The sequence below is a fragment of the Rhodoferax sp. TS-BS-61-7 genome (genome assembly GCF_002943465.1).
In the GTDB taxonomy this organism is placed as follows: domain Bacteria; phylum Pseudomonadota; class Gammaproteobacteria; order Burkholderiales; family Burkholderiaceae_C; genus Allorhodoferax.
In genome coordinates, this window is record NZ_PTQY01000008.1 from 100,746 (window position 1) to 123,791 (window position 23,046).

At 62.2% G+C, this 23,046-nt stretch carries 25 protein-coding genes and 1 tRNA gene; 17 read left to right on the forward strand and 9 right to left on the reverse strand.

The window, feature by feature from the left end:
* Nucleotides 1–19: 19 nt before the first annotated feature.
* Nucleotides 20–958 (reverse strand): PfkB family carbohydrate kinase, encoded by a 939-nt coding sequence (locus tag C5F53_RS18365; protein ID WP_161499959.1) that lies wholly within the window; start codon nucleotides 956–958, stop codon nucleotides 20–22.
* Nucleotides 959–1,053: 95 nt separating this feature from the next.
* On the opposite strand from C5F53_RS18365, the gene C5F53_RS18370 reads away from it, so the two are divergent.
* From C5F53_RS18370 to C5F53_RS18450, 17 genes are all read left to right on the forward strand, one after another.
* Entirely contained in the window at nucleotides 1,054–1,986 is a 933-nt protein-coding gene (locus C5F53_RS18370) for a ribokinase (RefSeq protein ID WP_105262852.1), read from the forward strand.
* A gap of 34 nt (nucleotides 1,987–2,020) precedes the next feature.
* Nucleotides 2,021–3,007 carry a nucleoside hydrolase gene (locus tag C5F53_RS18375; RefSeq protein ID WP_105262853.1) on the forward strand — a complete coding sequence of 329 codons (987 nt, stop codon included), beginning with the start codon at nucleotides 2,021–2,023 and terminating at the stop codon, nucleotides 3,005–3,007.
* Between the two features lie 24 nt (nucleotides 3,008–3,031).
* Complete coding sequence (locus tag C5F53_RS18380; protein WP_105262854.1) at nucleotides 3,032–3,877, forward strand: 2OG-Fe(II) oxygenase family protein; 846 nt, start codon at nucleotides 3,032–3,034, stop codon at nucleotides 3,875–3,877.
* Nucleotides 3,878–3,889: 12 nt separating this feature from the next.
* A complete protein-coding gene (locus tag C5F53_RS18385) occupies nucleotides 3,890–4,348 on the forward strand; it encodes a DUF5990 family protein (RefSeq protein ID WP_236635439.1) in 459 nt (152 codons plus the stop codon).
* Between the two features lie 102 nt (nucleotides 4,349–4,450).
* On the forward strand, nucleotides 4,451–5,242 hold the full coding sequence (locus tag C5F53_RS18390) for a sulfite exporter TauE/SafE family protein (RefSeq protein WP_105262856.1): 792 nt from the start codon (nucleotides 4,451–4,453) through the stop codon (nucleotides 5,240–5,242).
* Between the two features lie 41 nt (nucleotides 5,243–5,283).
* Nucleotides 5,284–7,101, forward strand: a complete 1,818-nt coding sequence (locus tag C5F53_RS18395; RefSeq protein WP_105262857.1) for a nitrite/sulfite reductase — start codon at nucleotides 5,284–5,286, stop codon at nucleotides 7,099–7,101.
* Between the two features lie 29 nt (nucleotides 7,102–7,130).
* On the forward strand, nucleotides 7,131–7,529 hold the full coding sequence (locus C5F53_RS18400) for a DUF934 domain-containing protein (protein WP_105262858.1): 399 nt from the start codon (nucleotides 7,131–7,133) through the stop codon (nucleotides 7,527–7,529).
* Complete coding sequence (locus C5F53_RS18405; protein WP_105262859.1) at nucleotides 7,526–8,149, forward strand: phosphoadenosine phosphosulfate reductase family protein; 624 nt, start codon at nucleotides 7,526–7,528, stop codon at nucleotides 8,147–8,149. The genes C5F53_RS18400 and C5F53_RS18405 overlap by 4 nt, the downstream gene beginning before the upstream one ends.
* 13 nt (nucleotides 8,150–8,162) lie before the next feature.
* A complete protein-coding gene (gene cysD / locus C5F53_RS18410) occupies nucleotides 8,163–9,095 on the forward strand; it encodes a sulfate adenylyltransferase subunit CysD (protein WP_105262860.1) in 933 nt (310 codons plus the stop codon).
* Between the two features lie 126 nt (nucleotides 9,096–9,221).
* Nucleotides 9,222–10,556, forward strand: coding sequence for a sulfate adenylyltransferase subunit 1 (locus tag C5F53_RS18415; RefSeq protein WP_105262861.1), 1,335 nt, complete (start codon nucleotides 9,222–9,224; stop codon nucleotides 10,554–10,556).
* Nucleotides 10,557–10,664: 108 nt separating this feature from the next.
* Nucleotides 10,665–10,994: a ferredoxin FdxA gene (fdxA, locus tag C5F53_RS18420; protein ID WP_105262862.1), complete on the forward strand. Its 330-nt coding sequence runs from the start codon at nucleotides 10,665–10,667 to the stop codon at nucleotides 10,992–10,994.
* Nucleotides 10,995–11,007: 13 nt separating this feature from the next.
* Nucleotides 11,008–12,072: an NAD(P)/FAD-dependent oxidoreductase gene (locus C5F53_RS18425; RefSeq protein WP_105262863.1), complete on the forward strand. Its 1,065-nt coding sequence runs from the start codon at nucleotides 11,008–11,010 to the stop codon at nucleotides 12,070–12,072.
* Between the two features lie 66 nt (nucleotides 12,073–12,138).
* Nucleotides 12,139–12,214, forward strand: a tRNA-Asn gene (locus C5F53_RS18430).
* 94 nt (nucleotides 12,215–12,308) lie between these two features.
* On the forward strand, nucleotides 12,309–12,584 hold the full coding sequence (locus C5F53_RS18435; protein ID WP_105262864.1) for a DnaJ domain-containing protein: 276 nt from the start codon (nucleotides 12,309–12,311) through the stop codon (nucleotides 12,582–12,584).
* A gap of 13 nt (nucleotides 12,585–12,597) precedes the next feature.
* Nucleotides 12,598–13,152 carry a hypothetical protein gene (locus C5F53_RS18440; RefSeq protein ID WP_105262865.1) on the forward strand — a complete coding sequence of 185 codons (555 nt, stop codon included), beginning with the start codon at nucleotides 12,598–12,600 and terminating at the stop codon, nucleotides 13,150–13,152.
* Nucleotides 13,153–13,168: 16 nt separating this feature from the next.
* On the forward strand, nucleotides 13,169–13,918 hold the full coding sequence (locus C5F53_RS18445) for a hypothetical protein (protein WP_105262866.1): 750 nt from the start codon (nucleotides 13,169–13,171) through the stop codon (nucleotides 13,916–13,918).
* Nucleotides 13,919–13,920: 2 nt separating this feature from the next.
* Nucleotides 13,921–15,138: a hypothetical protein gene (locus C5F53_RS18450; protein ID WP_105262867.1), complete on the forward strand. Its 1,218-nt coding sequence runs from the start codon at nucleotides 13,921–13,923 to the stop codon at nucleotides 15,136–15,138.
* Nucleotides 15,139–15,155: 17 nt separating this feature from the next.
* On the opposite strand, the gene C5F53_RS18455 is transcribed toward C5F53_RS18450, so the two are convergent.
* From C5F53_RS18455 to C5F53_RS18490, 8 genes are all read right to left on the reverse strand, one after another.
* Entirely contained in the window at nucleotides 15,156–15,509 is a 354-nt protein-coding gene (locus tag C5F53_RS18455) for an L-rhamnose mutarotase (protein ID WP_105262868.1), read from the reverse strand.
* A complete protein-coding gene (locus tag C5F53_RS18460; protein ID WP_105262869.1) occupies nucleotides 15,506–16,282 on the reverse strand; it encodes an SDR family oxidoreductase in 777 nt (258 codons plus the stop codon). The genes C5F53_RS18455 and C5F53_RS18460 overlap by 4 nt, the downstream gene beginning before the upstream one ends.
* Before the next feature lie 21 nt (nucleotides 16,283–16,303).
* Nucleotides 16,304–17,191, reverse strand: coding sequence for an amidohydrolase (locus C5F53_RS18465; protein WP_105262870.1), 888 nt, complete (start codon nucleotides 17,189–17,191; stop codon nucleotides 16,304–16,306).
* Complete coding sequence (locus C5F53_RS18470; protein ID WP_105262871.1) at nucleotides 17,188–18,480, reverse strand: L-fuconate dehydratase; 1,293 nt, start codon at nucleotides 18,478–18,480, stop codon at nucleotides 17,188–17,190. Before C5F53_RS18470 ends, C5F53_RS18465 begins: the two co-directional genes overlap by 4 nt.
* Nucleotide 18,481: 1 nt before the next feature.
* Entirely contained in the window at nucleotides 18,482–19,336 is an 855-nt protein-coding gene (locus tag C5F53_RS18475; RefSeq protein WP_105262872.1) for a fumarylacetoacetate hydrolase family protein, read from the reverse strand.
* 130 nt (nucleotides 19,337–19,466) lie between these two features.
* The gene (locus tag C5F53_RS18480) at nucleotides 19,467–20,408 is read right to left on the reverse strand and encodes an ABC transporter substrate-binding protein (protein WP_105262873.1); all 942 of its coding nucleotides are present in this window, start codon (nucleotides 20,406–20,408) and stop codon (nucleotides 19,467–19,469) included.
* Between the two features lie 95 nt (nucleotides 20,409–20,503).
* On the reverse strand, nucleotides 20,504–21,505 hold the full coding sequence (locus C5F53_RS18485) for an ABC transporter permease (protein ID WP_105262874.1): 1,002 nt from the start codon (nucleotides 21,503–21,505) through the stop codon (nucleotides 20,504–20,506).
* A 22-nt stretch (nucleotides 21,506–21,527) separates the two neighbouring features.
* The gene (locus tag C5F53_RS18490) at nucleotides 21,528–23,024 is read right to left on the reverse strand and encodes a sugar ABC transporter ATP-binding protein (RefSeq protein ID WP_105262875.1); all 1,497 of its coding nucleotides are present in this window, start codon (nucleotides 23,022–23,024) and stop codon (nucleotides 21,528–21,530) included.
* Nucleotides 23,025–23,046: the final 22 nt, after the last annotated feature.

The window sequence follows — 23,046 nt, forward strand, 5'->3', positions numbered from 1 at the left end:
ACAATCCAAAAAAATAAACTCAGGCCGCCACAGCAGCCAATCGGCTCTGCACCGCAGCGTGCGACAAGTCCGGGGCGTTGGCGAATGTACTGGAAAGTGTGATCTCGGCGCAGGCCATGGCGTATTCCACACAGTGCGGCAACGACAGGCCTTGCACATGGGCATGCACCAACCCGGCCAGTAAAGCATCGCCAGCGCCGGTGGTGTTGACCACAGGCACAGCGGATGCCGAGCGCGCGCCAGTGCTGCCATCGGCATCGCACCAAGCCACGCCCAAGGCGCCCAGGCTCAGCACCACGCGCTGCACGCCCATACCGTACAAGGCCAGCGCAGCGCGCCGGGCATCATCCACACTGCCCACGACGGTGCCGCACAGTGCTTGCGCCTCGATGCGGTTGACCTTGAGTGTGTGCACCCGGCCCAGCACTGGCACCAGGCGCTGGCATTTGGCTACCGACACCGCGTCCACGAACACCGGCTGGGTGGCCTGCTCCAGCAGCCAAGCCAGTGTGGGGACGCTCAGGTTGCAGTCCAGCACCAGCACATCGGTGTGTGCGGGCATGGTGTTTTTTGCCACCAGCAGATCGGGCGTCAGGCGCTCCAATATCGCCATATCGTTCACCGCCAACGCCATATCGCCATCCGGGCCGTGCATGGACAGGTAGGTGGCCGTGCGCTGCCCAGCCAGCATCTGCACACCGGCCACCTCCACCCCCACGCTGCGCGTGTGGGCCAAAATATCGCGCCCAAAGGCATCGGCCCCCACCACGGACACCAGCGCCACCGCACTGCCCAAGCGGGCAAGGTTCTCCGCAATGTTGCGGCCCACGCCACCGGGTGCGTAGTGGATATGGCCCGGCGTGGAATCGCCCGGCAGCAAGGGGGTTTGGGTTTTGGCGCCCACATCCATATTGGCGCCGCCCACCACGGTGATACGGGCGGCGGCAGGGTTGGTCATTTGCAGGGGCATTGGGGTCTATACGCCGAGGCTTATCGGTGGGCGGGAAATTCGGCGTCAAAATAGACGCTCTTTGTGTACAGAAAGTGCAACCGATGATACTTGTGGCTGGCTCTGCGAATCTGGACTTTGTGGTCCGGGCCCATCACATCCCCAGCCCGGGCGAAACGGTGCTGGGCCGCGATTTCAAAACCTTCCCCGGTGGCAAGGGCGCCAACCAGGCCGTGGCCAGTGCCCGCGCCGGTGCGGCGCCCACGCACATGCTGGTGGGCCTGGGCGATGACGCCTTTGCCGTGCCGCTGGAGGCGTCCCTGAAAAGCGCTGGCGTGCAATTGCACACCATTCGCACGCCTGACCATCCCACCGGCACCGCCTTTATCTGTGTGTCTGATGACGCCGAAAACGCCATCACCGTCGCCCCCGGCGCCAACGCCCAGCTGCGCCCCGAACACCTGCCCAACCTACAAGGCTTTACCCACCTCCTGCTGCAGCTGGAAACGCCGCTGGAGACGGTCACCGCCTATGCCAAAGCCGCCCGCGCCCAGGGCGTGACTGTGGTGCTGAACGCCGCCCCCGCCCAAAGCCTGCCCCCAGAGTTGTTGGCGCATACCGATGTGCTGGTGGTGAACGAAGGCGAACTGGCCACCGTGTCCGGCCACACCGGCAGCATTGCCGAATGCCTGGCGCGCATCGCCGTGCCCACGGTGGTCGTCACCCTGGGGCACCACGGCAGCTGCGCGCGCCAGCACGGTACATTCACCCTGCAAGGCGCCTACCCCATCACGCCGGTAGACACCACGGGCGCAGGTGACACCTTTTGCGGCAGCCTGGTGGCCGCCCTGAGCCAAGGCAAGGCCTTGCCCGATGCGTTGCAGTTTGCCAGCGCTGCCAGCGCCATTGCCTGCACGCGCTGGGGTGCCCAGTCCAGCATTCCCGAGGCGGCAGAGGTCACTGCCCTCATCGCCCAGCACCCCAAAACATCCCCCGAAGCCGAGCAGGCTCTGCGCGCCTTCTGCGGCCTGAGCTAATTTTTAAACCCCATTTTTTAACCGAGACATTTGTATGAGCAACACCCCCGCACGCAAAGTAATTTATGACACCGACCCGGGTGTGGACGACGCCATGGCGCTGTACTACGCGCTGGCCCATCCCGGCATCGACGTGGTGGGTATCACCACCACCTTTGGCAACGTGACGGTAGAGCAAGCCGCCATCAACGGCCTGTACCTGACCGAAATCGCCGGTAAGAAAATCCCCGTGACCCTGGGCGTAAAAACTCCCTGGCTCAAGGCGCCCGGCACACCACCCGACTTCATCCACGGTGGTGACGGCCTGGGCAACCTGCCCAGCCGCGTGCCCACCACCAGCGTGCTGGACCCCCGTCCCTCTGCCCAGTTCATCGTGGACATGGCACGCGCGCACCCCGGTGAAATTACCCTGGTCGCCGTGGGCCCGCTGGGCAACCTGGCTACCGCACTCAAGCTGGAACCCAACCTTCCCAAGCTGCTGCAAGAAGTCATCATCATGGGTGGCACCGTGGCCGAACCCGGCAACGTGTCCCCCGTGGCCGAAGCCAATATCTGGAACGACCCGCACTCGGCCGACTTTGTGTTCACCGCCGGCTGGAAACTCACCATGGTGGGCCTGGACGTGACGCACCAGCTCATCGTGCCATTGGCACTGTTCAAACGCGTGGCCGACCACCACAAACATGTGGCCACGGACGTACTGCACCACGCTGTGAGCTTCTATTCCGACTTTTACAGCGGCTTGTACCCGCATGTGGCCAAGATCCACGGCTGCTTTGGGCACGACGTACTGGCCTTTGTGGCGCTGACCAACCCTGAGTTGTTCGAAATCCAGGCCGGCCGCGTCCGCGTGGCACTGGACGGCCCTGCCAACGGCCAGACCATGATGCGCCGCAAGGACATCTTCTACCCGCAACCCGGCTGGGGCGATGAGGTGCCCGACACCCACGTGTGCCTGAATTTGAAGGCGGACACCGCGCGCGACCTGATCGAATCCACCCTGATGTCGAACTGGCTGTAATTTTTGACCGTAGCGAGGACCGCCATGCATTTACCCGTCGTTGACTTCACCAGCCCTACCGCTCCACAAGAGTTTTGCAAAAGCCTGCATGAAACCGGCTTTGGCGTGCTGAAGAACCACCCGCTAAACCAGGACCTGGTGGAAAGTATTTACGCCGAATGGTTGGGCTTTTTCAAGACCGATGCCAAACAGCAATACGCCCACGACCCGGTCAAGCATGACGGTTACTTCTCGCCCAGCGTGTCCGAAACAGCCAAGAACAACACCAAAAAAGACCTCAAGGAGTTCTTCCACATCTACCCCTGGGGCCGGTACCCCGCCGAGGTAAGCGACAACGCCCAGCGTTACTACGCGCAGGGCGCTGCGCTGGCCGCTACCCTGCTGGGTTGGGTGGAAGACAACTCCCCGGCGGAGGTGAAGGCGCGTTACTCCATGCCGCTACCGAAGATGATTGAAGGCAGCGACCACACCCTGCTGCGCGTGCTGCACTACCCACCCCTGCAGGGCGACGAAGACCCCGGCGCCGTGCGCGCTGCGGCGCATGAAGACATCAACCTACTGACCATCCTGCCTGCCGCCACAGAGCCCGGCCTGCAGGTCAAAGGCAAAGACAACGCCTGGTTTGACGTGCCCTGCGACTTTGGCTACCTCATCGTCAACATTGGCGACATGCTGCAAGAGGCCTCCGGCCACTACTACCCCAGCACTTCGCACCGCGTGCTTAACCCCAAAGGCGAAGGCGCCAAAAAGTCGCGTATCTCGCTGCCGCTGTTTTTGCACCCGCGCCGCGAGGTGGTGCTGTCCGAGCGCTACACGGTGGAAACGTACTTCAACGAACGCATGGAAGAGCTGCGCGGCAAGAAGTATTGAGTTTGGGGGCTTGTGAGTAAAAACACGCCGTCGCAGTTCGTTCGAATGCGAATTTTGCTTACCAGCCCGCCGCCGGGCGTCCAGTTCGCTGTGCAACGCGGAAAGTCGGAGCTGCTTGAGCCTTCATCCGGGCAACACGAGGCGATTCAGTTCGATTTTTCGCTTCGTCTTGGCGCACCGCTGCCAGACGGGTCGGTTAACTTTTTGGGTGAGATTGCTCAAGGCACCCCCTCAGACCGTTTTATCTATATCAACTCTGGCACCCTGGCTGGCCAGGCCGGCTCGTGCTGGACACGTCGTGCGAAGTTGAAGCTGGCCTCCATTCCGCAAAATATCGTCGAAGAGGCCGTCTCTACGTCTCATGGAATCATCGAGGCCCACATTCTCGGCACCATGGGCGACAACGGGCCAATTTGCGCCTCAGTGAAGCCACATGCCGTCGTGTGGAGCTTTGCAGGCAATGTTGTGTAACCCTTCGCCACGCCCCCCGAAACATCCATATAACCAAACTTCATACCCCCATAGCTAAAAAATAGTTTTCAATCTAAGCCCGCCCCCCTACAGTCCGGGCCTATGCATGATTTGGCGTTTGTATTTGCGGGCTTCTTTGTGGGCTTGATCGTGGGGCTCACGGGGGTTGGCGGCGGCTCGTTGATGACGCCCATCTTGATCTTCTTTTTTGGCGTGAAGCCCTATATGGCGGTGGGGACTGACCTGCTGTTTGCGGCCTTCACCAAGATGGGGGGCACGGTCAAGCTGGCGCGCTCCAAACACATCGACTGGCGCGTGGTGATCAACCTGTCGGCGGGCAGCATTCCCGCGGCGCTCATCACCCTCTATGTATTGCACACCTTGGGCGCCACCAGCCCGGAGGTGCAGCGCCTGATGACCACCACCCTGGGCGCCGCGCTGCTGATGACGGCCGCGGCCACGCTGTACAAGGCTTTGCGTGGCAAAAGCGCCCCCGTAACGGTGGCCGCCGGCCAGGAAGCCGCCGCCGCCCGCCCCCGCCACTGGAGCCTGCCGTTGCTGTTTGGCGCGCTCATTGGCACGCTGGTTACACTCACGTCCGTCGGCGCGGGCGCCATTGGTGTCACGGTGTTGATGCTGCTGTACCCGCTGCTGCCTCTGCCGCGCATCGTGGCGGCGGACATTGCTTACGCGGTGCCGCTGACGCTGGTGGCCGGTATGGGCCACGCCTCGCTGGGTTCGGTGGACTGGCCGCTGCTGGCCAAGCTGCTGGTGGGTTCGATCCCCGGCATCTGGGTGGGTTCGCACCTGATGTTCAAAACGCCTGAGCGCGTCATTCGTTCTTTGCTTTCCATCCTTCTTGCCTATGCTGGCTTGAAACTCATTGCTTTGTGAAACCTTGCGGGACAGATCTTCAGCTCTGTCCTCAACTAACTATGTACCAATACACCGAATTTGACCGCCAGTTCGTCCGTGCCCGTGCTGCCCAGCACCGCGACCAGCTGGAACGCAACCTGGCCGGCACGTTGAGCGACGACGAGTTCCGCCCCCTGCGCCTGCAAAACGGCTGGTACATCCAGCGCTACGCGCCCATGCTGCGCGTGGCCGTGCCCTACGGCGAGCTGTCCAGCGCCCAACTGCGCGTGCTAGCCCGCATCGCCCGCGAATACGACCACCCGAGCAAGGAAGTGTTTGACACCGCCATTGGCGCGCAAGCCGCCTGGGGCACCACCCACCTGCCCGTGGGCTACGGCCACTTCACCACGCGCCAAAACGTACAGTTCAACTGGATTCCGCTGGCCAAGAGCGCCGACGTGATGGACCTGCTGGCCACGGTCAACATGCACGGCATCCAGACCAGCGGCAACTGCATCCGCAACATCACCAGCGACGAGCTGGCCGGCGTGGCGCCCGACGAGATTGCCGACCCCCGCCCGTGGGCCGAAATCATGCGCCAGTGGAGCACGCTGCACCCCGAGTTCGCCTTCCTGCCGCGCAAGTTCAAGATCGCCATCACCGGCGCTACGGCTGACCGTGCCGCCACCCATTGGCACGACGTGGGCCTGCATCTGAAGAAGAACGAAGCCGGCGAGCCGGGCTTCAAGGTGCTGGTGGGCGGTGGCATGGGCCGCACGCCCGTCATCGGCACCACCATCCGCGAATTCCTGCCTGCGCTGCAGATCATGAATTACCTGGAAGCCGTGGTGCGTGTCTACAACCGCTGGGGCCGCCGCGACAACATGTACAAGGCGCGCATCAAGATCTTGGTGAAGGCCGAAGGCCAGCGCTACATCGACGAGGTGGAAGCCGAGTACCAGCAGATCCTGACCGTGGACGGCGCGCCGCACACCATCACCCAGGCCGAGCTGGACCGTGTTGCAGCATCATTTGTGCCTCCAGCCCTTGTGGAATCTGCGCGAGCAGCTACTAAAACCGTAGCAGTTCCACCCGAGCGCCAACGCGACTACGACCGCTGGCTGCAGCAAAACGTGGCGGCGCACCAGAACCCCAAGCTGCGCGCCGTGACCCTGAGCTTCAAGCGCCTGGGCCAGGCCCCCGGTGATGCCGACGCCGACCAGTTGGACACCGCAGCCGCCTTGGCCGACGAATTCAGCGCTGGCGAAGTGCGCGTGACGCACGACCAAAACCTGCTGCTGCCTTGGGTGAACGAAGCCGACCTGCCCGCCCTGTGGGTGGCCGCCAGCCACGCCGGTTTGGCCCGCAGCAACATCCGCCTGCTGACCGACATGATCGCCTGCCCCGGCGGCGATTTCTGCGCGCTGGCCAATGCCCGCTCCATCCCGATTGCCGAAGCCATCACCGAGCGCTACCAGGACATGGACGAGCTGCACGACCTGGGCGAGATTGACCTGCATATCAGCGGTTGCATCAACAGTTGCGGCCACCACCACAGCGGCCACATTGGCATTTTGGGTGTGGATAAGGACGGCAAGGAGTGGTATCAGGTGTCGCTGGGCGGCTCCGATGGCTCCACGCTGAGCGGTGCCGCCGTGCCCGGCAAGGTGGTGGGCCCGTCCTTTGGTGCGGGCGAAGTGCCCGGCGTCATCGAAGCGCTGCTGGACACCTTCCGCCTGAACCGCACCGGCCGCGAGACCTTTATCGACTGCGTGAAGCGTGTCGGCTTTGACACCTTCAAGGCTGCTGCCAACAGCGCCCGCTTGGCGGACAAACACGAAGAGCTGCACGCCCTGCCCAAGTCGTCTGGCTATGCCAAAGACGCGCAAGAAGCCTGAGCCCCGGACGCAGAAAGAGAGAATTCACTATGAAATTGATAGCTGCCTCCGTACATTCCACCGGGGCTACTGCCGAAAATGCTCAAAACATTCTCGCCATTGCCAACACCGAAGACCCACGCAGCGTGTCGCTGGCCGGCGTGACCCGCATCGACCTGCACTTCCCCAAGTTCACCGACGGCCGCGCCTACAGCCAGGCCTTCCTGCTGCGCCGCCGCCTGGGCTTTACTGGCGAGATCCGTGCCACCGGCGACGTGCTCATCGACCAACTGGTGCAAATGGAGCGCACAGGTTTTGACGTGGCCGTGCTGCGCGAAGACCAGAACGTGGACTTTGCCCAACGCCAGTTTGACCGCTACCGCGGCTTCTACCAGGGTGACGCAGTTACCGTGAAGCCCGTGTTTGCCCGTGAAGGAGCCACCGCATGAGCACGATTGACCTCGCCAAAATCAACGCCGACTTGGGCCATGACGCCCCCGGTCTCGTGGCATGGGCCCTGGCCCTGAACCAAAGCCCCATCGTCACCACCAATTTCCGCCCGTTCGAGGCCGTGATCCTGCACATGGTCGCGCGTGTCAAACCCGACGTGCCCGTGGTCTGGATGGACAACGGCTACAACACCGAAGCCACCTACCGCTTCGCCGACGAAGTGACCAAACAACTTGGCCTGAACCTGCGCATCTATCTGCCACTGCGCACACGCGCGCACCGCGAAGCGGTGGAAGGCCCCTTGCCCGGGCTCGATGACCCGCGCCACGCCGCTTTCACCGAAGAGGTGAAGCTGGAGCCGTTCACCCGCGCGCTGCGCGAGACCGCGCCCAAGGTCTGGTTCACCGCGCTGCGCGCCACCGACAGTGCCGTGCGCGCCCAGATGGACCCGGTCAGCATCAACCCTGATGGCCTGATCAAGGTTGCTCCGCTGCTGCACTGGTCATCCAAAGAACTGTACCAGTACTGCGAGGCCCACGGCCTGCCCAACAATTTCGACTATGTGGACCCCACCAAGGGCGAAGACCAGCGCGAGTGCGGCTTGCACATTGCGCACTGAACCAGACAACGCCATGAACGCCATGACAGACACCTCCCATTTCGAACGCCTATCCAACCAGCACCTCGACGCGCTGGAAGAAGAGACGATCTTCATCCTGCGCGAAGTGGCGGCCGCCTTTGAGCGCCCCACGCTGCTGTTCTCGGGCGGCAAGGATTCGCTGGTCATGCTCAAGTGCGCTGAAAAAGCCTTTGGCGTAGGCCGCATCCCCTACCCGCTGCTGATGATCGACACCGGCCACAACTTCCATGAAGTGACCGATTTCCGCGACTTCCGCGCCAAGGAACTGGGCGCCGAGCTCATCGTGCGCAGCGTGGAAGACTCGATGGCCCGCGGCACCGTGCGCCTGGCCCACCCCGGCGAGTCGCGCAACGTGCACCAGTCGGTCACGCTGCTGGAAGCCATCGACGAATTCCGCTTTGACGCGCTGATCGGCGGGGCCCGCCGCGACGAAGAAAAAGCCCGCGCCAAGGAGCGCATCTTCTCCCACCGCGACAGCTTCGGCCAATGGCAACCCAAGGCCCAGCGCCCCGAGCTGTGGACCCTGTTCAACACCCGCCTGCAGCCGGGCGAACACTTCCGCGTGTTCCCCATCAGCAACTGGACCGAGCTGGACGTCTGGCAGTACATCGAACGCGAAAAAATTGCGCTGCCAAGCCTGTACTACACGCACAAGCGCGATGTGGTCGAACGCAAGGGCCTGCTGGTGCCGGTGACGGACCTGACACCCGCCAAAAATGGTGAGCAAATTGAGAGCCGCGATGTGCGCTTCCGCACCGTGGGCGATATCACCTGCACATGCCCGGTGGAAAGCACGGCCGCCACCGCCGCCGACATCGTGATCGAAACCCTGGCCGCCGACGTGAGCGAACGTGGCGCGACCCGCATGGACGACAAAACTTCTGAGGCTTCGATGGAGAAGCGCAAAAAGGACGGATATTTTTGAACACCCCCCGGCTTGCCCACTGCGTGTGGCCGCGTTCCCCCTTGCAGGGGGCGATACCAGCGGTCCGGCAAAGCCGGTTCCGCGGTATCCCTGGTATGAAGACACGTTGACCTACAAAGAATCTTTATGACAACCGCTACAAATACGATAGCTACTCCCGCAACATCTACGGGCGCTAGCGGCACAAATGACACTTCATCTGCGCTGCGCTTCATCACCTGCGGCAGTGTGGACGACGGCAAGAGCACGCTGATTGGCCGCCTGCTGGTAGACAGCCGCTCCGTGCTACAGGACCAGTTGGCCAACGTCTCCAAAAGCGGCGAGGCCGACCTGGCGCTGTTCACCGACGGCCTGAGCGCCGAGCGCGAGCAAGGCATCACCATCGACGTGGCCTACCGCTACTTCGCCACGCCCGCGCGCAAGTTCATCATTGGCGATGCGCCCGGCCACGAGCAGTACACCCGCAACATGGTCACCGCTGCCAGCAGTGCCCACGCCGCGGTGGTGCTGGTGGACGCGACGAAGCTGAAGTGGAATGTGGACGGCCTGGTGGACCTGCTGCCGCAGACCCGCCGCCACAGCCTGCTGGTGAACCTGCTGCGCGTGCCCGGCATCATCTTTGCGGTGAACAAGCTCGACGCCCTGGGCGACGACGCGGCCAAGGCCTTTGCCAAGATCACCGAAGCGCTGCACGCGTTTGCGGCCCAAGCTGGCATTGCCGTTACCGCCACCATCCCCATGTCGGCCCTGAAAGGCCACAACGTGGTCACCGCCAACCCCGGCTGGTGCGGCTACCACGGCCCTAGCCTGCTGGCGCTGCTGGAAACCCTGCCCGTGACCGCCGCCGAGACCACCGTGCCGTTTGCCTTCCCCGTGCAGTGGGTCGAAAAGTTCCATGACTCCGCCGACACCAGCAAGGGCCGCCGCGTGTTCTGGGGCCGTGTGGCCACCGGTACCGTGCAGCCTGGCGACACCGTCTCCATCCTGCCCAGTGGCAAAACCGCCGTGGTGGCCCAAGTACTGAACCACGCCCGCGTGCCCAAGCACGTGGGCGCTGGCCACGGCGCCGGCCTGGTGCTGGACCGCGAAGTAGACGTGTCGCGCGGCGACTGGATTCTGGCCTCCAACGACGCCCCCAGCCACTTCGACACCACCCGCGAGATCAAGGCCACTGTTGCGTGGATGGACGACGAACCCCTGGTCGCCGGCCGCGTTTATCTGGCGCTGCATGGCCACCGCTGGATCAAGGCCAAGGTCAAACGTATCGTGCACAGCCTGGACATCAACACGCTGAAAGAGCACGATGCGAAAGAGATCCTGCCCAACGCCATTGGCCACATTGAAGTGTCTTTGCAGGAGCCGATTGCGGCCCTGCCCTACCTGCAAAGCCGGGTGCTGGGGTCGCTGATTTTGGTGGATACGGCCAGCCACAAGACGTCGGGCGCGTTGCTGCTGGGTTGATGCAACACAAAGGAGTCACCCCTGTTTACGGGGGTGGCTTCAAAACCCAATAAAATCAAGGGCTTGGCACTTTACTGCCACATTTACTACTTCTAGCCGCCAAACAACATGACACACATCGTCACCGAAGCCTGTATCAAGTGCAAATACACCGACTGCGTGGACGTGTGCCCCGTGGACTGCTTCCGCGAAGGCCCCAACTTTCTGACCATCGACCCCGATGAGTGCATCGACTGCGCCGTCTGCATCCCCGAATGCCCGGTCAACGCCATTTACGCTGAAGAAGATGCGCCCAAAGACCAGCAGCACATGATTCAGCTCAATGCCGAGCTGGCCCGCCTGCCTGGCTGGAAGAGCATCACCAAACGCAAGGCGCCATTGGGCGATGCCGACGACTGGAAAGACAAGACCGGCAAGCTGTCTGAACTGATCCGCTGACACGGCACACGGCATGGCTACACCCCTCATTGAAGCCGATGCCGTCGTCATAGGCGCAGGCCCGGTGGGCCTGTTCCAGGTCTTCCAGCTCGGCCTGCTGGAGGTCCAAGCCCATGTGATCGACGCCCTGCCCTACGCGGGCGGCCAGTGCATAGAGCTCTACGCCGACAAACCCATTTACGACATCCCCGCCATCCCGCTCACCACCGGCCGTGGCCTGACGGAGAGCCTGCTGCAGCAAATCGCGCCGTTTGGTGCACAGATGCATTTTGGCCAGCAAGTGGCTTCGGTCCGGCGCCTGGACGACGGCCGCATTCACCTGACCACCACAACGGGCAAACAATTTCGCACCAAGGCGCTGTTTGTGGCCGCTGGTGTGGGTGCCTTTGTGGCCCGTAGCCTCCAACTGGAGGGCATTGCGGCCTTTGAACGGACTCAGCTGCACTACCGCACCCCCAAGTTGAATACCCTGGCCAAGCAGCATGTGGTGATCCACGGCGGCGGCGATGCCGCGCTGGAATGTGCGCTGGAGGTACTGGCCCCCGGTAACACGCACCGCCCGGCTTCTGTCACGCTGTTGCACCGGCGCGATGTGCTGGTGGCAGAGGCCGACACGCTGGCGCGCATCCAGGCGCTGCGCGCCAATGGCACGCTGCGCTTTGTGGCGGCACAGATCACCGGTTTTGAGGCCAGCGATGGCACGCTTACGGCGCTGCAGATTCTGGACGCCGAAGGCCAGACGCGTGCATTGCCGGCCGACCAGTTGCTGGTGTTCCTCGGCGTTTCGCCCAAGATGGGCCCCATTGCCGACTGGGGCTTGGCCATGGAGCGCAAACAGGTTGAGGTGAATACCGAAAACTTTGGCACCAACATTCCGGGCATCTTTGCCGTGGGCGACATCAACAACTACCCCGGCAAGAAGAAACTGATTTTGTGTGGCTTCCATGAAGCTACACTCGCCGCCTACGGTGCCATGCCCTTCATCTTTCCCGAGAAAAAGGTCATGCTGCAGTACACCACCACCAGCCCGCGCCTGCATGCGCTGCTGGGTGTGCAGACACCGCAAAAAAATGCGTGACTTTTTCGAAAAATTGGGCCCCTTTCCAAAACACCGAAAAAACCACGCTATAATTCGAGGCTCAATTCCTCAATAGCTCAGTTGGTAGAGCGCCGGACTGTTAATCCGTAGGTCCCTGGTTCGAGCCCAGGTTGAGGAGCCAAAATAACCCGCAAGGGTGCAAGAAACCCTGCTACTTTTTCAGTAGCGGGGTTTTTTCTTTGTCGGCCACAATGCGCTGCTACGAAAGCCGCTCAATGAAAGACCATTACGCCGCCCTTGGGCTCAATAGCGCTGCCACGCTGGCCGATATCAAGAAGGCATTCCGCCAAAAGGCTGCGCTCTACCACCCGGACCGCAACCCGGCCCCGGATGCAGCACAGCGTTTTCGTGAAGTGCAAGAAGCCTATGACACGCTGTCTGATGACAGCAAACGCCAGGCCTACGACGACAACCGCCGCCGTGGCCTGCTGGACAGCCCGATCGACACCGCGCGTGAAATCTGGAACAACTATTTCGCCCGCATTCTGTGAGTAACACCCGTTCATGAGCATTTCCCCGTTTTTCCAGCACCTGCGCAGCGCCTACGAAGCCGAAATCGACGACCTGGCCTCCGACTCCGAAGGCAAGCACATGCTGCCCAAAAAGCTGGCCGAGCGCCGCAAGGAACTGGGCTTCTTGCTCAGCATGCTGGAGCTCAGCCCCGAAATGGTGGCCGTGGTGTTCCACCAAGCCTTTCGCTTCAAGTCCACCACTGCCATGAACCACCTGATCTCGCACGAGTCGGAAGACCTGCCGGACTGGGACAGCCTGAGCGACACGGTGGAAGTGCTGCCTGCCGCTCGCACCATGGTGAGCCAGGTGCTGCAGCAGCCTGCGGGTGCCTGGTTCATGTCGGTGGCGGCCGCGCTGGAATACATGTATGGCCGCCCTGACAGCCGTGCCGCAGCGCACAGCGATGAAGACGACGAGGAACACGAAGACTCGGACGATGACACCCGCGAAGACGAGGGGCTGGACGAAGACGAACGTGAAGCCCGCGTGAGTGAAAAAGAAGGCGCCGCCTGGATGGTGGAACAAGGCTTTGACCACAAAGACTGATTGAGCTGAGAACACGATGTCACAACTTGCCCTGATTGAAAAAACCCAAGCCCTCATCGCCGCTGGCGACATCGTGGGAGCCGAATCCGTACTGACCGAGCTGGCCGATAACGAGGGCGATGGCGCCCTGATGGTGGTGCTGGAGCAGCTGCCGCCCAAGGATATCCTGGCCGTCATTCGCGAATACGACGACTCGAAAGAATCCATCGTCAACCTGCTGATCACCCCCCAGCAGTTTGCGCACGCCGTGGTCATTGAAAAGCAGTACAAAGACCTGACCCGCACCCACCTGCGCGGCATGATGAACTCGGTCATCTTCCGCGACGAGTCGGCAGAGGCCATCGAGTTTTTAACCGCCATTGGCGATCTGGAAGGCGGCAGCGAAGCCCTGGCTGACTACTTCACCGAAAAGTGGAGCCGTATCGAGGCCTTTGCCCGCACCGGCGTGTTTGACACCGTAGAAGACGATGGCGAGATGCTGTCGGAGCAGGCCTTGTACCAGTCCGCCTATGTGCGGCCCCGCGTAGAGCTCGACGAGGTGGCAGACCAGGACTGGATGCAGATGGCCTGGCTGTTGCGCCACGAGCTACCCGACCTCTTCATCGAAATGCTGCTGGTGTTGCGTGCCAAAGCGCGCGCCCACGACCTGGGCCTGGACGACGAGGAAGAAGCCGAAGAAGACGACGGCAAGGTGGAAACCGGCGACACCGACCGCGGCAAGGCCACCCCCGCTGCCCGTGACGACGACGAAGAGTCTGCTATCTGACCATGTCTGCGCAGCAGCAAGCCGTCTCCCTGTTTGACGCCCGCCCCTTCTTCGAGAAGGCGCTGGCCTTTGGCATGCAGCACGGCCTGATTGACCAGGCCAAGCTGGACGCCATCTGCACCGACGCGCCCAAAGGTATGGTGCAGATTGCACGTTACTTTGGCACCGAGTTTTTGCGCCCCGAGCTGGAGCAGGCCAAGGACCGGATGGTGAACCTGGTAAGCCTGTACCTGGAGCACAGCAGCGGGGGCGATCTGCACCGCGCCGCCGAGGCGCTGCGCGACCACAGCTTTTTGTCGCGCTCCAAGGGCGGCTCCGACATGCTCAAGGCGCTGATCGCCATGCCGCAGACCACCCACTTTGGCATGAACGAGCGCAGCGGCTTCCGCGACGAGCACATCCCGCTGCTGGCCAAGTGGACACTGCGCAGCCTGCCCGACTACCAAGCCGAGCTGGCAAGCCGCAGCCGTGTGGCCGCCGTCGTGGATGCCGCTGTCTGGATGGCACAGCAGCTGGGTGTGGAAGAAGACGCGCTGGAAGAAGCCGGCAAAGACGCCGAGGCCGTGATCCGCACCGGGCTGCTGGCGATGGCGCTCAAGCGCACCGAGATGCCCGACTGGGTGCTGTTCGAAAAAATGGTGCTGGCGCTGCGCAAGAAGTTTGCTGGCCAGACCGAGAAGTTCAAGATCCCGCTGCCCAAAGACCTGCCGGACGAATACACCGAGGCCGTGGATGCCGTGCGTCAGTCGCTGCTGCAAGATGCCCCCAAGTGGCTGGAATCCACCGTGCCTGCACGCAAGCTGTTTGACCAGATGCCCGCCTTCATGGGCCGCTACTTCTGGCAGGAAGACATGCTGGCCGAGGTGGACCACTTTGAACGCACCAGCAACAAGGCCTGGGACAAGGCTACCGGCGGCAACGACGATGAGAGCTCGCTGCTCACCCTGTTTCTGTGCATGGCCGCAGGCAGCACACCCAAAACCCTGCTGACCGAAAAAGCCGCAGGCACCCTGGTGCGCAAGATTCGCAAGTCAGGCCTGCAGCCTGCGCTGGCCAGCGCCTTCATTGCAGAGCACGCGCCAGCCCAGCATCTGGACGACTACACCAGTCTGTGGGACAACTTCATCGAAGACGCCCGCCCCACACTGGAAAGCGACCACGACTACACCTTCAACGATGCGGTTGCGCTCTTGCGGCGCGAGTGCAATATCGGGGCTTAGAAGCAGAGGCCTGAGGGCTACTGCGCGGCCAGATCAAAGATCTTGGCCATGGGCACCCATTTCTCACCCACCGGCGTCCAGGGTGTAGGAGCCTGGTAGGTCCACATCAGCGTTTCCCAGCGCACGATGGCAGGGTTGTCCAGCGAGGCCTGGGCCATGCGCTCGGCGCTGTACACGACCGGGTCCACCTCCATCACCATGAACAGGCGCGTGCCCAGGCGGTAAATCTCCATCTGCACCACGCCCTGCCCGCGGAGGTGCTCGCGCACCTCGGGCCAGATGACCGCATGGGCTTTTTCATAGTCGGCAATGCGCTGGGCATCGTCCACCAGGTCCAAGGCCAAGGCGTAGCGGGTGACCAGCGTGCTCATGACAGGGCCCGGTCCAGGTGGGTGTAGCCGCCATCGACAAACACCCACTGCCCCGTGGTGTGTGAGGAGGCATCCGACAACAGAAAGACGCACATGCGCGCCATCTCCTCAGAGGTGGTCATGCGGTGGCCCAGGGGAATCTTGGCGGTGATGGCCGCCAGCTTTTCCTCCGGTTTGTCAAAGGTCTGGATCCAGCGCTCGTACAGCGGCGTCATCACTTCGGCCGGAATTAGCGCGTTGACCCGCACGCCGTCGTTCAGCAACGCCGCCGCCCACTCCCGGGTCAGCGAAAGTTGCGCGCCCTTGGACGCACAGTAGCCGCTGGTGTTGCCCTGGCCCGTCAGTGCCGTTTTGGAGGACACATTCACGATGACCCCCTTTACCGCTTTGAGGTGGGGCACGCAGTAGTGCGCCATTACGTAGTAATGAATCAGGTTGCGCTCTAGTGAGCCGATGAAGGCCTCGCGCCCCGCCTCCAGCCCAATGCTGTCGTTCACACCGGCGTTGTTCACCAAACCGTCGATGCGCCCGAACCGGGCTACCGTCTGCTCGACGGCAGCACGGCATGCTGCATCGTCAGACAGCTCGACCTGGACAAACAGGTGCTGGGCTGCTTTGGCTTGCAACTGCTGTGCAAACTCCGGGGACATGGGGCTTTTACCCAGAATGACGGGAATGGCGCCCTCTTCGGCCAGCGTGAGCGAAATGGCCGCGCCAATGCCGCTAGCACCACCGGTCACGATGACCACCTTGTCTTTTAAATGCAGATCCATGGAAACTCTCGCTTAAAAAGGTCAATCGGTCAGTGCCTGCACATTCAGGCCATAACAGCGCACGGCATTGCCGCTCCAGAAGGCGTCCTGCTCGCGCACCGTCAGCCGTGTACTGGCCCATTTGTGTGCCAGACCATGCACCGCGTCATACGGAGCAGCCAGCTGGCACACCGGCCAGTCAGAGCCGAACATCAGCCGCTGTGGGCCAAAGGCCTCCAGCGCCTGGTCAAAACAGGAGAGGATGATTTTGGCGTCCTCGGGCGTGATGCCAGAGTGCGCACCCCAGTCCGCTTCCGTCACCGCACCCGAGAGTTTGCACATCACATGCGGCAAGGTGGCCAATTCGCGGATGCAAGCGCTCCAGCGGCGCGACACCTCGGCGTTGCGTGTCCAGTCCCGCACGGCAGGTTTACCCACATGGTCCAGCACCAGCCAGTGCTTGTCGTGCCGCGCGCAGAACTCGGCCACGCTGGGTAACTGGTGGTCAAACACCAGCACGTCATAAACCAGACCCCGCTGCTGCAGGGCGCGCAGGCCCTGGTTGATGGCCGGTGTGTTGACCCAGGCCCCCACGTCCGGCTCGTCTTGCAGGATGTGGCGCAGGCCCTTGAAGGCGGCATGCGCCCCCCATTGGTCCAGCCGATGCTCCAGGTCCGCGCCGCCCAAATCGGCCCAGCCCACGACACCAATCACCTCGGGGTTGTGGTCAGCCACGCGCAGCAGAAAGTCGGTCTCTGCCGCCAGCGTGCGGGCCTGCACCGCCACCACCGCATCCACACCGGCAGCCCGCAGCGCGGCATCGCAGTCCACCGGCATGCAGTCCCGTTGCAGCAGGGGCATGGCCTCACTGATCCACGGGAACTCCTCGGCGCGGTAACGCCAGTAGTGCTGGTGGGTGTCGATTTTCATGCCGCTTTGGCTTTGGGTTGAAAGGTGTAGTGCTGCAGCGATTCCGGCTTCATCTCGATCGAGAAGCCCGGTGCCTTGGGTGGCATGTAGGCGGCGTTCTCAATCACACACGGCTCCTTGAAATGCTCATGCAGGTGGTCCACATACTCGATCACACGCCCTTCGCGGGTACCGGCAATGCACAGGTAGTCGATCATGGACAGATGCTGCACATACTCGCACAGGCCCACGCCCCCGGCGTGCGGGCACACCGGCAAGTTGTACTTGGCCGCCATCAGCATCACGGCCAAAATTTCGTTCACACCGCCCAAACGGCACGAGTCGATCTGCACCACGTCAATAGCACCGCGCATGATGAGCTGCTTGAAGATGATGCGGTTCTGGCACATCTCGCCGGTGGCCACCTTCACCGGTGCCACGCCCTCGCGGATCACGCGGTGGCCTTCGATATCGTCCGGGCTGGTGGGTTCTTCAATGAACCAGGGCTTGCAGAAGGCCAAGTCCTTGACCCACTCCACCGCCTGCTTCACGTCCCACACCTGGTTGGCGTCGATCATGAGTTGGCGGTTCGGGCCCAGCACCTCACGGGCGATGGTCAGGCGGCGAATATCGTCGGCCTTGTCACGGCCCACCTTCATCTTCACATGGTTAAAGCCCGCATCAATGGCCTCTTGGCACAAGCGGCGCAGCTTGTCGTCGTCGTAACCCAGCCAGCCGGCCGACGTGGTGTAACAAGGGTAGCCTTCACGCTCCAGTGTGGCCCAGCGTTCGGCCTTGCCCACAGCCTGCTTTTGCAACAAGGCCAGCGCTTCTTCGGGCGTGATGCAGTCGGTGATGTAACGAAAGTCAATCAGCTTGACCAACTCCTCGGGACTCATGCGCGCCACCAAGGCCCATACCGGCACGCCCTCCTGCTTGGCCCACAGGTCCCACACCGCGTTGACCACAGCGCCCGTGGCCAGGTGGATGGCCCCTTTGTCCGGGCCAATCCAGCGCAGTTGGCTGTCGGAGGTGATGTAGCGCCAGAAGCGACCCATGTCTTCGGCCACCCAGGCCATGTCCAGGTCCACCACCAGGTGGCGCATGGCTTCGATGGCGGCGCAGCAGATTTCGTTGCCACGGCCGATGGTGAACGTCAGGCCGTGGCCTTCCAGGCCGGGCTGGTCGGTTTCCAGAATCACATAGGCCGCGGAATAGTCCGGGTCCGGGTTCATGGCATCCGAGCCATCCAGATGTTGGGACGTGGGAAAGCGCACGTCCACGACGCGCATGTTGGTGATCTTGCTCATGTCAGGCCTGTACGGTCTTCTGGGTTTGGGTGCCCAGGCCATCGATGCCTAGGTGAATAACTTGGCCCGCGCGCAGGTACTGCGGTGGCTTCTGGCCCATGCCCACGCCGGGCGGGGTGCCGGTGGAGATCACGTCGCCGGGTTGCAGGCTCATGAAACGGCTGAGATACGCGATGAGGAACTTCACGCCGTAGACCATGGTGGACGTGCTGCCGTTCTGGAAGCGCTTGCCATCCACGTCCAGCCACATCTTCAGGGCCTGAGGGTCAGGAACTTCGTCGGCCGTCACCAGCCAGGGGCCGGTGGGGCCAAAGGTGTCGCAACCCTTGCCCTTGTCCCAGGTGCCGCTGCGGTCCAGCTGGTATTCGCGCTCGGACACATCGTTCACCACGCAGTAGCCCGCCACATGGGACAGCGCATCGGCCTCCTCGATGTAACGACCGCCTTTGCCGATGACCACGCCCAGCTCGACTTCCCAGTCAGTCTTGACCGAGCCACGGGGGATTTCAACGGCATCGTCCGGACCCACAATCGCGCTGGTCCACTTATTGAAGACCACCGGCTCGGGCGGCACCTGCATGCCACTCTCGGCCGCGTGGTCGGAGTAATTCAGTCCAATGCAGATGAACTTGCCTACCTGGCCCACACAGGCCCCAAGGCGCAAGTCTTTCTGTGGAGTACCTGCCACCAGCGGCAAGCTCTCGATATTCACGCCACGCAAACGCGCCAGGTTCTCGGGCAGCAGCGCAGCACCAGCCACATCGGCCATCTGTCCCGACAGGTCGCGCACGCGGCCTTGGGCATCCAACACACCGGGCTTTTCCTGACCTGGCAATCCGTAGCGTACTAATTTCACAGTCTTTCCTTTTCAGTCAACAAAATCAGGGCACCCGCGGAACGGTCTCTGCCAGGCCGCTGGGTGCGCCCCCCACCCGCCGCAGGCGAGAGAGGGGGGAGCGGCATAGCCGCTCGGGGGGTGATTTACTTCAATCGTAAAGAACGGCCGCGATCTTGGCGTCCTTCATATTGGTCTTGTCGTAATAGTAGAAGCCGGTGTCGATGATCTTGGGCAACTTCTCACCCTTCAAGGCCTTCACAGCGGCTTCCACGGTTTTGTAGCCAATGCCCACGGGGTTTTGGGTGATGGAGCCGGCAATCGTGCCGTCATTGATCATGTCCTTCTGGGCCTTGCCAGAGTCAAACCCGATGATGGTCACGCCCGTCTTCTTGGCTTCCTTGATGCCTTTGCCCGCACCGATAGCGCCCGGCTCATTGGTACCAAAAATACCCTTCAGCTTGGGATGTGCCTGCATCAGGGCCTTGGCAATCTCGGCAGACTTCAGCTGGTCACCGCCGTACTGCACGTCCACCACCTTGATCTTGGGGTACTTGGCCTTGATCTGGTTCAAGAAGCCGTCGCGGCGGTCCACACCGGTGCGGCTGGTCTGGTCATGGGCAATCACAGCCACTTCGCCTTCGCCACCAATCTTCTCAGCCATTTTGTCTGCGGCCAGTGCGGCGGCAGCCACGTTGTTGGTCGTGGCCGTGGTCACCGGAATATCGCTGTCCACACCGGAGTCAAAGGCGATGACGGGTACTTTGGCAGCCTGGGCCTTCTTCAGCAGCGGAATCGCGGCCTTGCTGTCCAGCGCGGCAAATCCGATGGCGGCCGGCTTCTTGGCCATGGCAGCCGACAGCATGTCAATTTGTTTGTCCACTTGCTGCTCGGTTTCGGGGCCTTCAAAGGTGACCTTCACCTTGTAGTCCTTGGCGGCCTGGTCAGCGCCCTGCTTCACGGCTTGCCAGAACTGGTGCTGGAAGCCTTTGGACACCAAGGGGATGTAGATCTCCTGGGCGGTAGCGAAGCTGGAAAAACCAGCCAGTGCCAAGCCGGCAGTCAAAGCCAGCAGTTGTCGTTTTGCGTTCATGGGTTGTCTCCTGTTAGAAAAAGTTATGTCACACGGAATCACAAGGGAAAAATCTAAAAACCGGGAAGCTGTGCATGGGGCGTGGTGCGGTCTCCTTACTTCTTGTTGCGGCGCAGGTTGTCGGTGTAAACCGCCAGAATAATGATGAGCCCGGTGAGCACCATCTGCCACTCCTGGGCCACCGACATGATCCGCAGGCCGTTGATCAGCACGCTCATGATGAAAGCGCCGATGATGGTGCCCAGGATGGTGCCGACACCACCACTGAGCGAGGTGCCGCCAATCACCACCGCGGCAATGGCGTCGAGCTCATAGCCCTGGCCCAGCGCGGGTTGGGCAGAGTTCAGGCGCGAGGCAATCAGCAATCCGGAAATGCCGCAGATGCCGCCGGCAAAGGTGTAGATGATGACTTTCCAGCGGTCTACGTTCACCCCCGACAGGCGCACCGCTTCTTCGTTGCTGCCCAGGGCAAAGGTGTAACGGCCCAGGGCGGTTTTGTTCAAGACCACGGCGCTGATGATGGCCACCAGAAACAGGATCAGCACCCCGTTGGGAATCGGCAGCGACGGAAACACATCGCCGATCAGGGAACCCAGCGAAATCTGGTCAAAACCGTCCACGTCACTGAAGTAGATCGGGCGGGTCTGGGTGATCAGCAGCGACAGGCCCTTGAGCAGCATCATCATGCCCAGCGTGGCAATGAAAGGCGGCACCTTGAGCTTGGTGATGGCCAGGCCGGACACACAGCCTGACAAGGCGCCCATGGCCAGCGCGCACACCACCCCCAGGGGCATGGGCATGCCCAGATTGACCATGAACACCCCCGCCATCACGGCACAGAAGGTCATCAGCACCCCCACCGACAGGTCAATGCCCGAAGTGATGATGATGAAGGTGCTGGCAATGGCCAGCACCCCAATCACGGTGGTGGACTGCAGGATGCCGATGATGTTGTCCTGCGTCATGAAGGCATCGGGCTTGAGCACGGTGAACACCAGGATCAGCGCAATCAGGCTGGCAAAAGCCAAGAGTTTTTGTTTGGTCTGGCCACCAGACAGGCGGCTCAGCCAGGAAGAGGAGGAAGTTGTTTGTGTCATTGCTAAACCTTGTTTTTTCTAGTCAGTCGCGCCGCGTCGCCAGTGCCATCAGGCTTTCCTGGGTGGCTTCATCACCCCGCACCTCGCCGGTGATGCGGCCTTCGCACATCACCACAATGCGGTGGCTCAGCAGCAGCACCTCGGGCAGCTCGCTGGAGATCACGACGATGGCGCGCCCCTGCGCGGCCAGGTCATTGAGCAGCTTGTAGATCTCGCTCTTGGCACCCACGTCGATACCGCGGGTGGGCTCGTCGAAGATCAGTACTTCGCAGTCTTGCACCAGCCACTTGGCAATCACCACCTTTTGCTGGTTGCCGCCCGACAGGAGCTTGGCCGTCTGCGTGAGCGATGGGGTCTTGATGCGCAGCTTCTCCACCATCTGTTGCGAGATGGCCTGGATCGCGGGGCGATTCAAGAACACCCCCCATTTGAGCCAGCGCTTCAGACTGGACAGCGTGATGTTGGACGCCACGTCCATGCCCGTGGCCAGGCCAAAGTGCTTGCGGTCCTCGGACAGGTAGCCAATGCCGGCCTGCACCGCGTCTTCGGGCGAGGTCAGGCGAATCACCTTGCCGCCCACGCGAACTTCGCCCGACTCGATGGCATCCGCACCAAACACGGCCCGCGCCACCTCCGTGCGGCCCGCGCCCATGAGGCCGGCAAAGCCCAGAATCTCGCCACGGCGCACGCTAAAGCTCACATCGCGGATAGCGCGGCCCCGGTTCAGTCCGCGCACGTCCAGCAGCACCTCGTTGGCAGACGTGTCGGGAATCGCCTTTTGCACATGGTCCAGCTTGCGCCCCACCATCATGGCAATCACCTCGGCCATCGGCGTGGTGGCCGCTGGCACGGTGGCGATGTAGGCACCATCGCGCATCACGGTGATACGGTCGGCAATGCGCTGGATCTCGTCCATCTTGTGCGAGATGTAGACAATGCCCACGCCCTCTTCCTTGAGCTGGCGGATGATGCGGAACAGCTCTTCAATTTCGGCGTTGTTCAGCGCGGCAGTGGGCTCGTCCATGATGAGCACGCGCGATTTGTGGGACAGCGCCTTGGCAATCTCCACCATCTGCTGGCGCGCCACGGTCAGGTCGCCAATCGTGGTGGTCGGGGCCAGTTGCAGGTTCAGGCGGTCAAACAGGGCCTGGGCATCGCGGTTGAGCTGCCCCTCGTCCAACAGCAGGCCCGCTGCCTTGCGCGGCTCGCGGCCCAGAAAGATATTTTGTGCCGCGGTCAGGTGGCCCATCAGGTGCAGCTCCTGGTGGATGATGCCGATGGCCAGCGACTGCGCATGCGCCGGGCTCTCAATCTCCACGGGCTTGCCGTCCAGCAGCACTTCACCACTGTCCTTGCGGTACACGCCAGCCAAAATTTTCATCAGCGTGGACTTGCCCGCGCCGTTTTCACCCATCAGGGCATGCACCTCGCCGGGCATGAGGTCAAAGCGTACGCCATCGAGTGCACGCACACCCGGAAACGATTTGCTGAGGTTTTGTACGGAAACCAGTGCTGTCACAGTCAGGCCTTTGTTGCAGTGG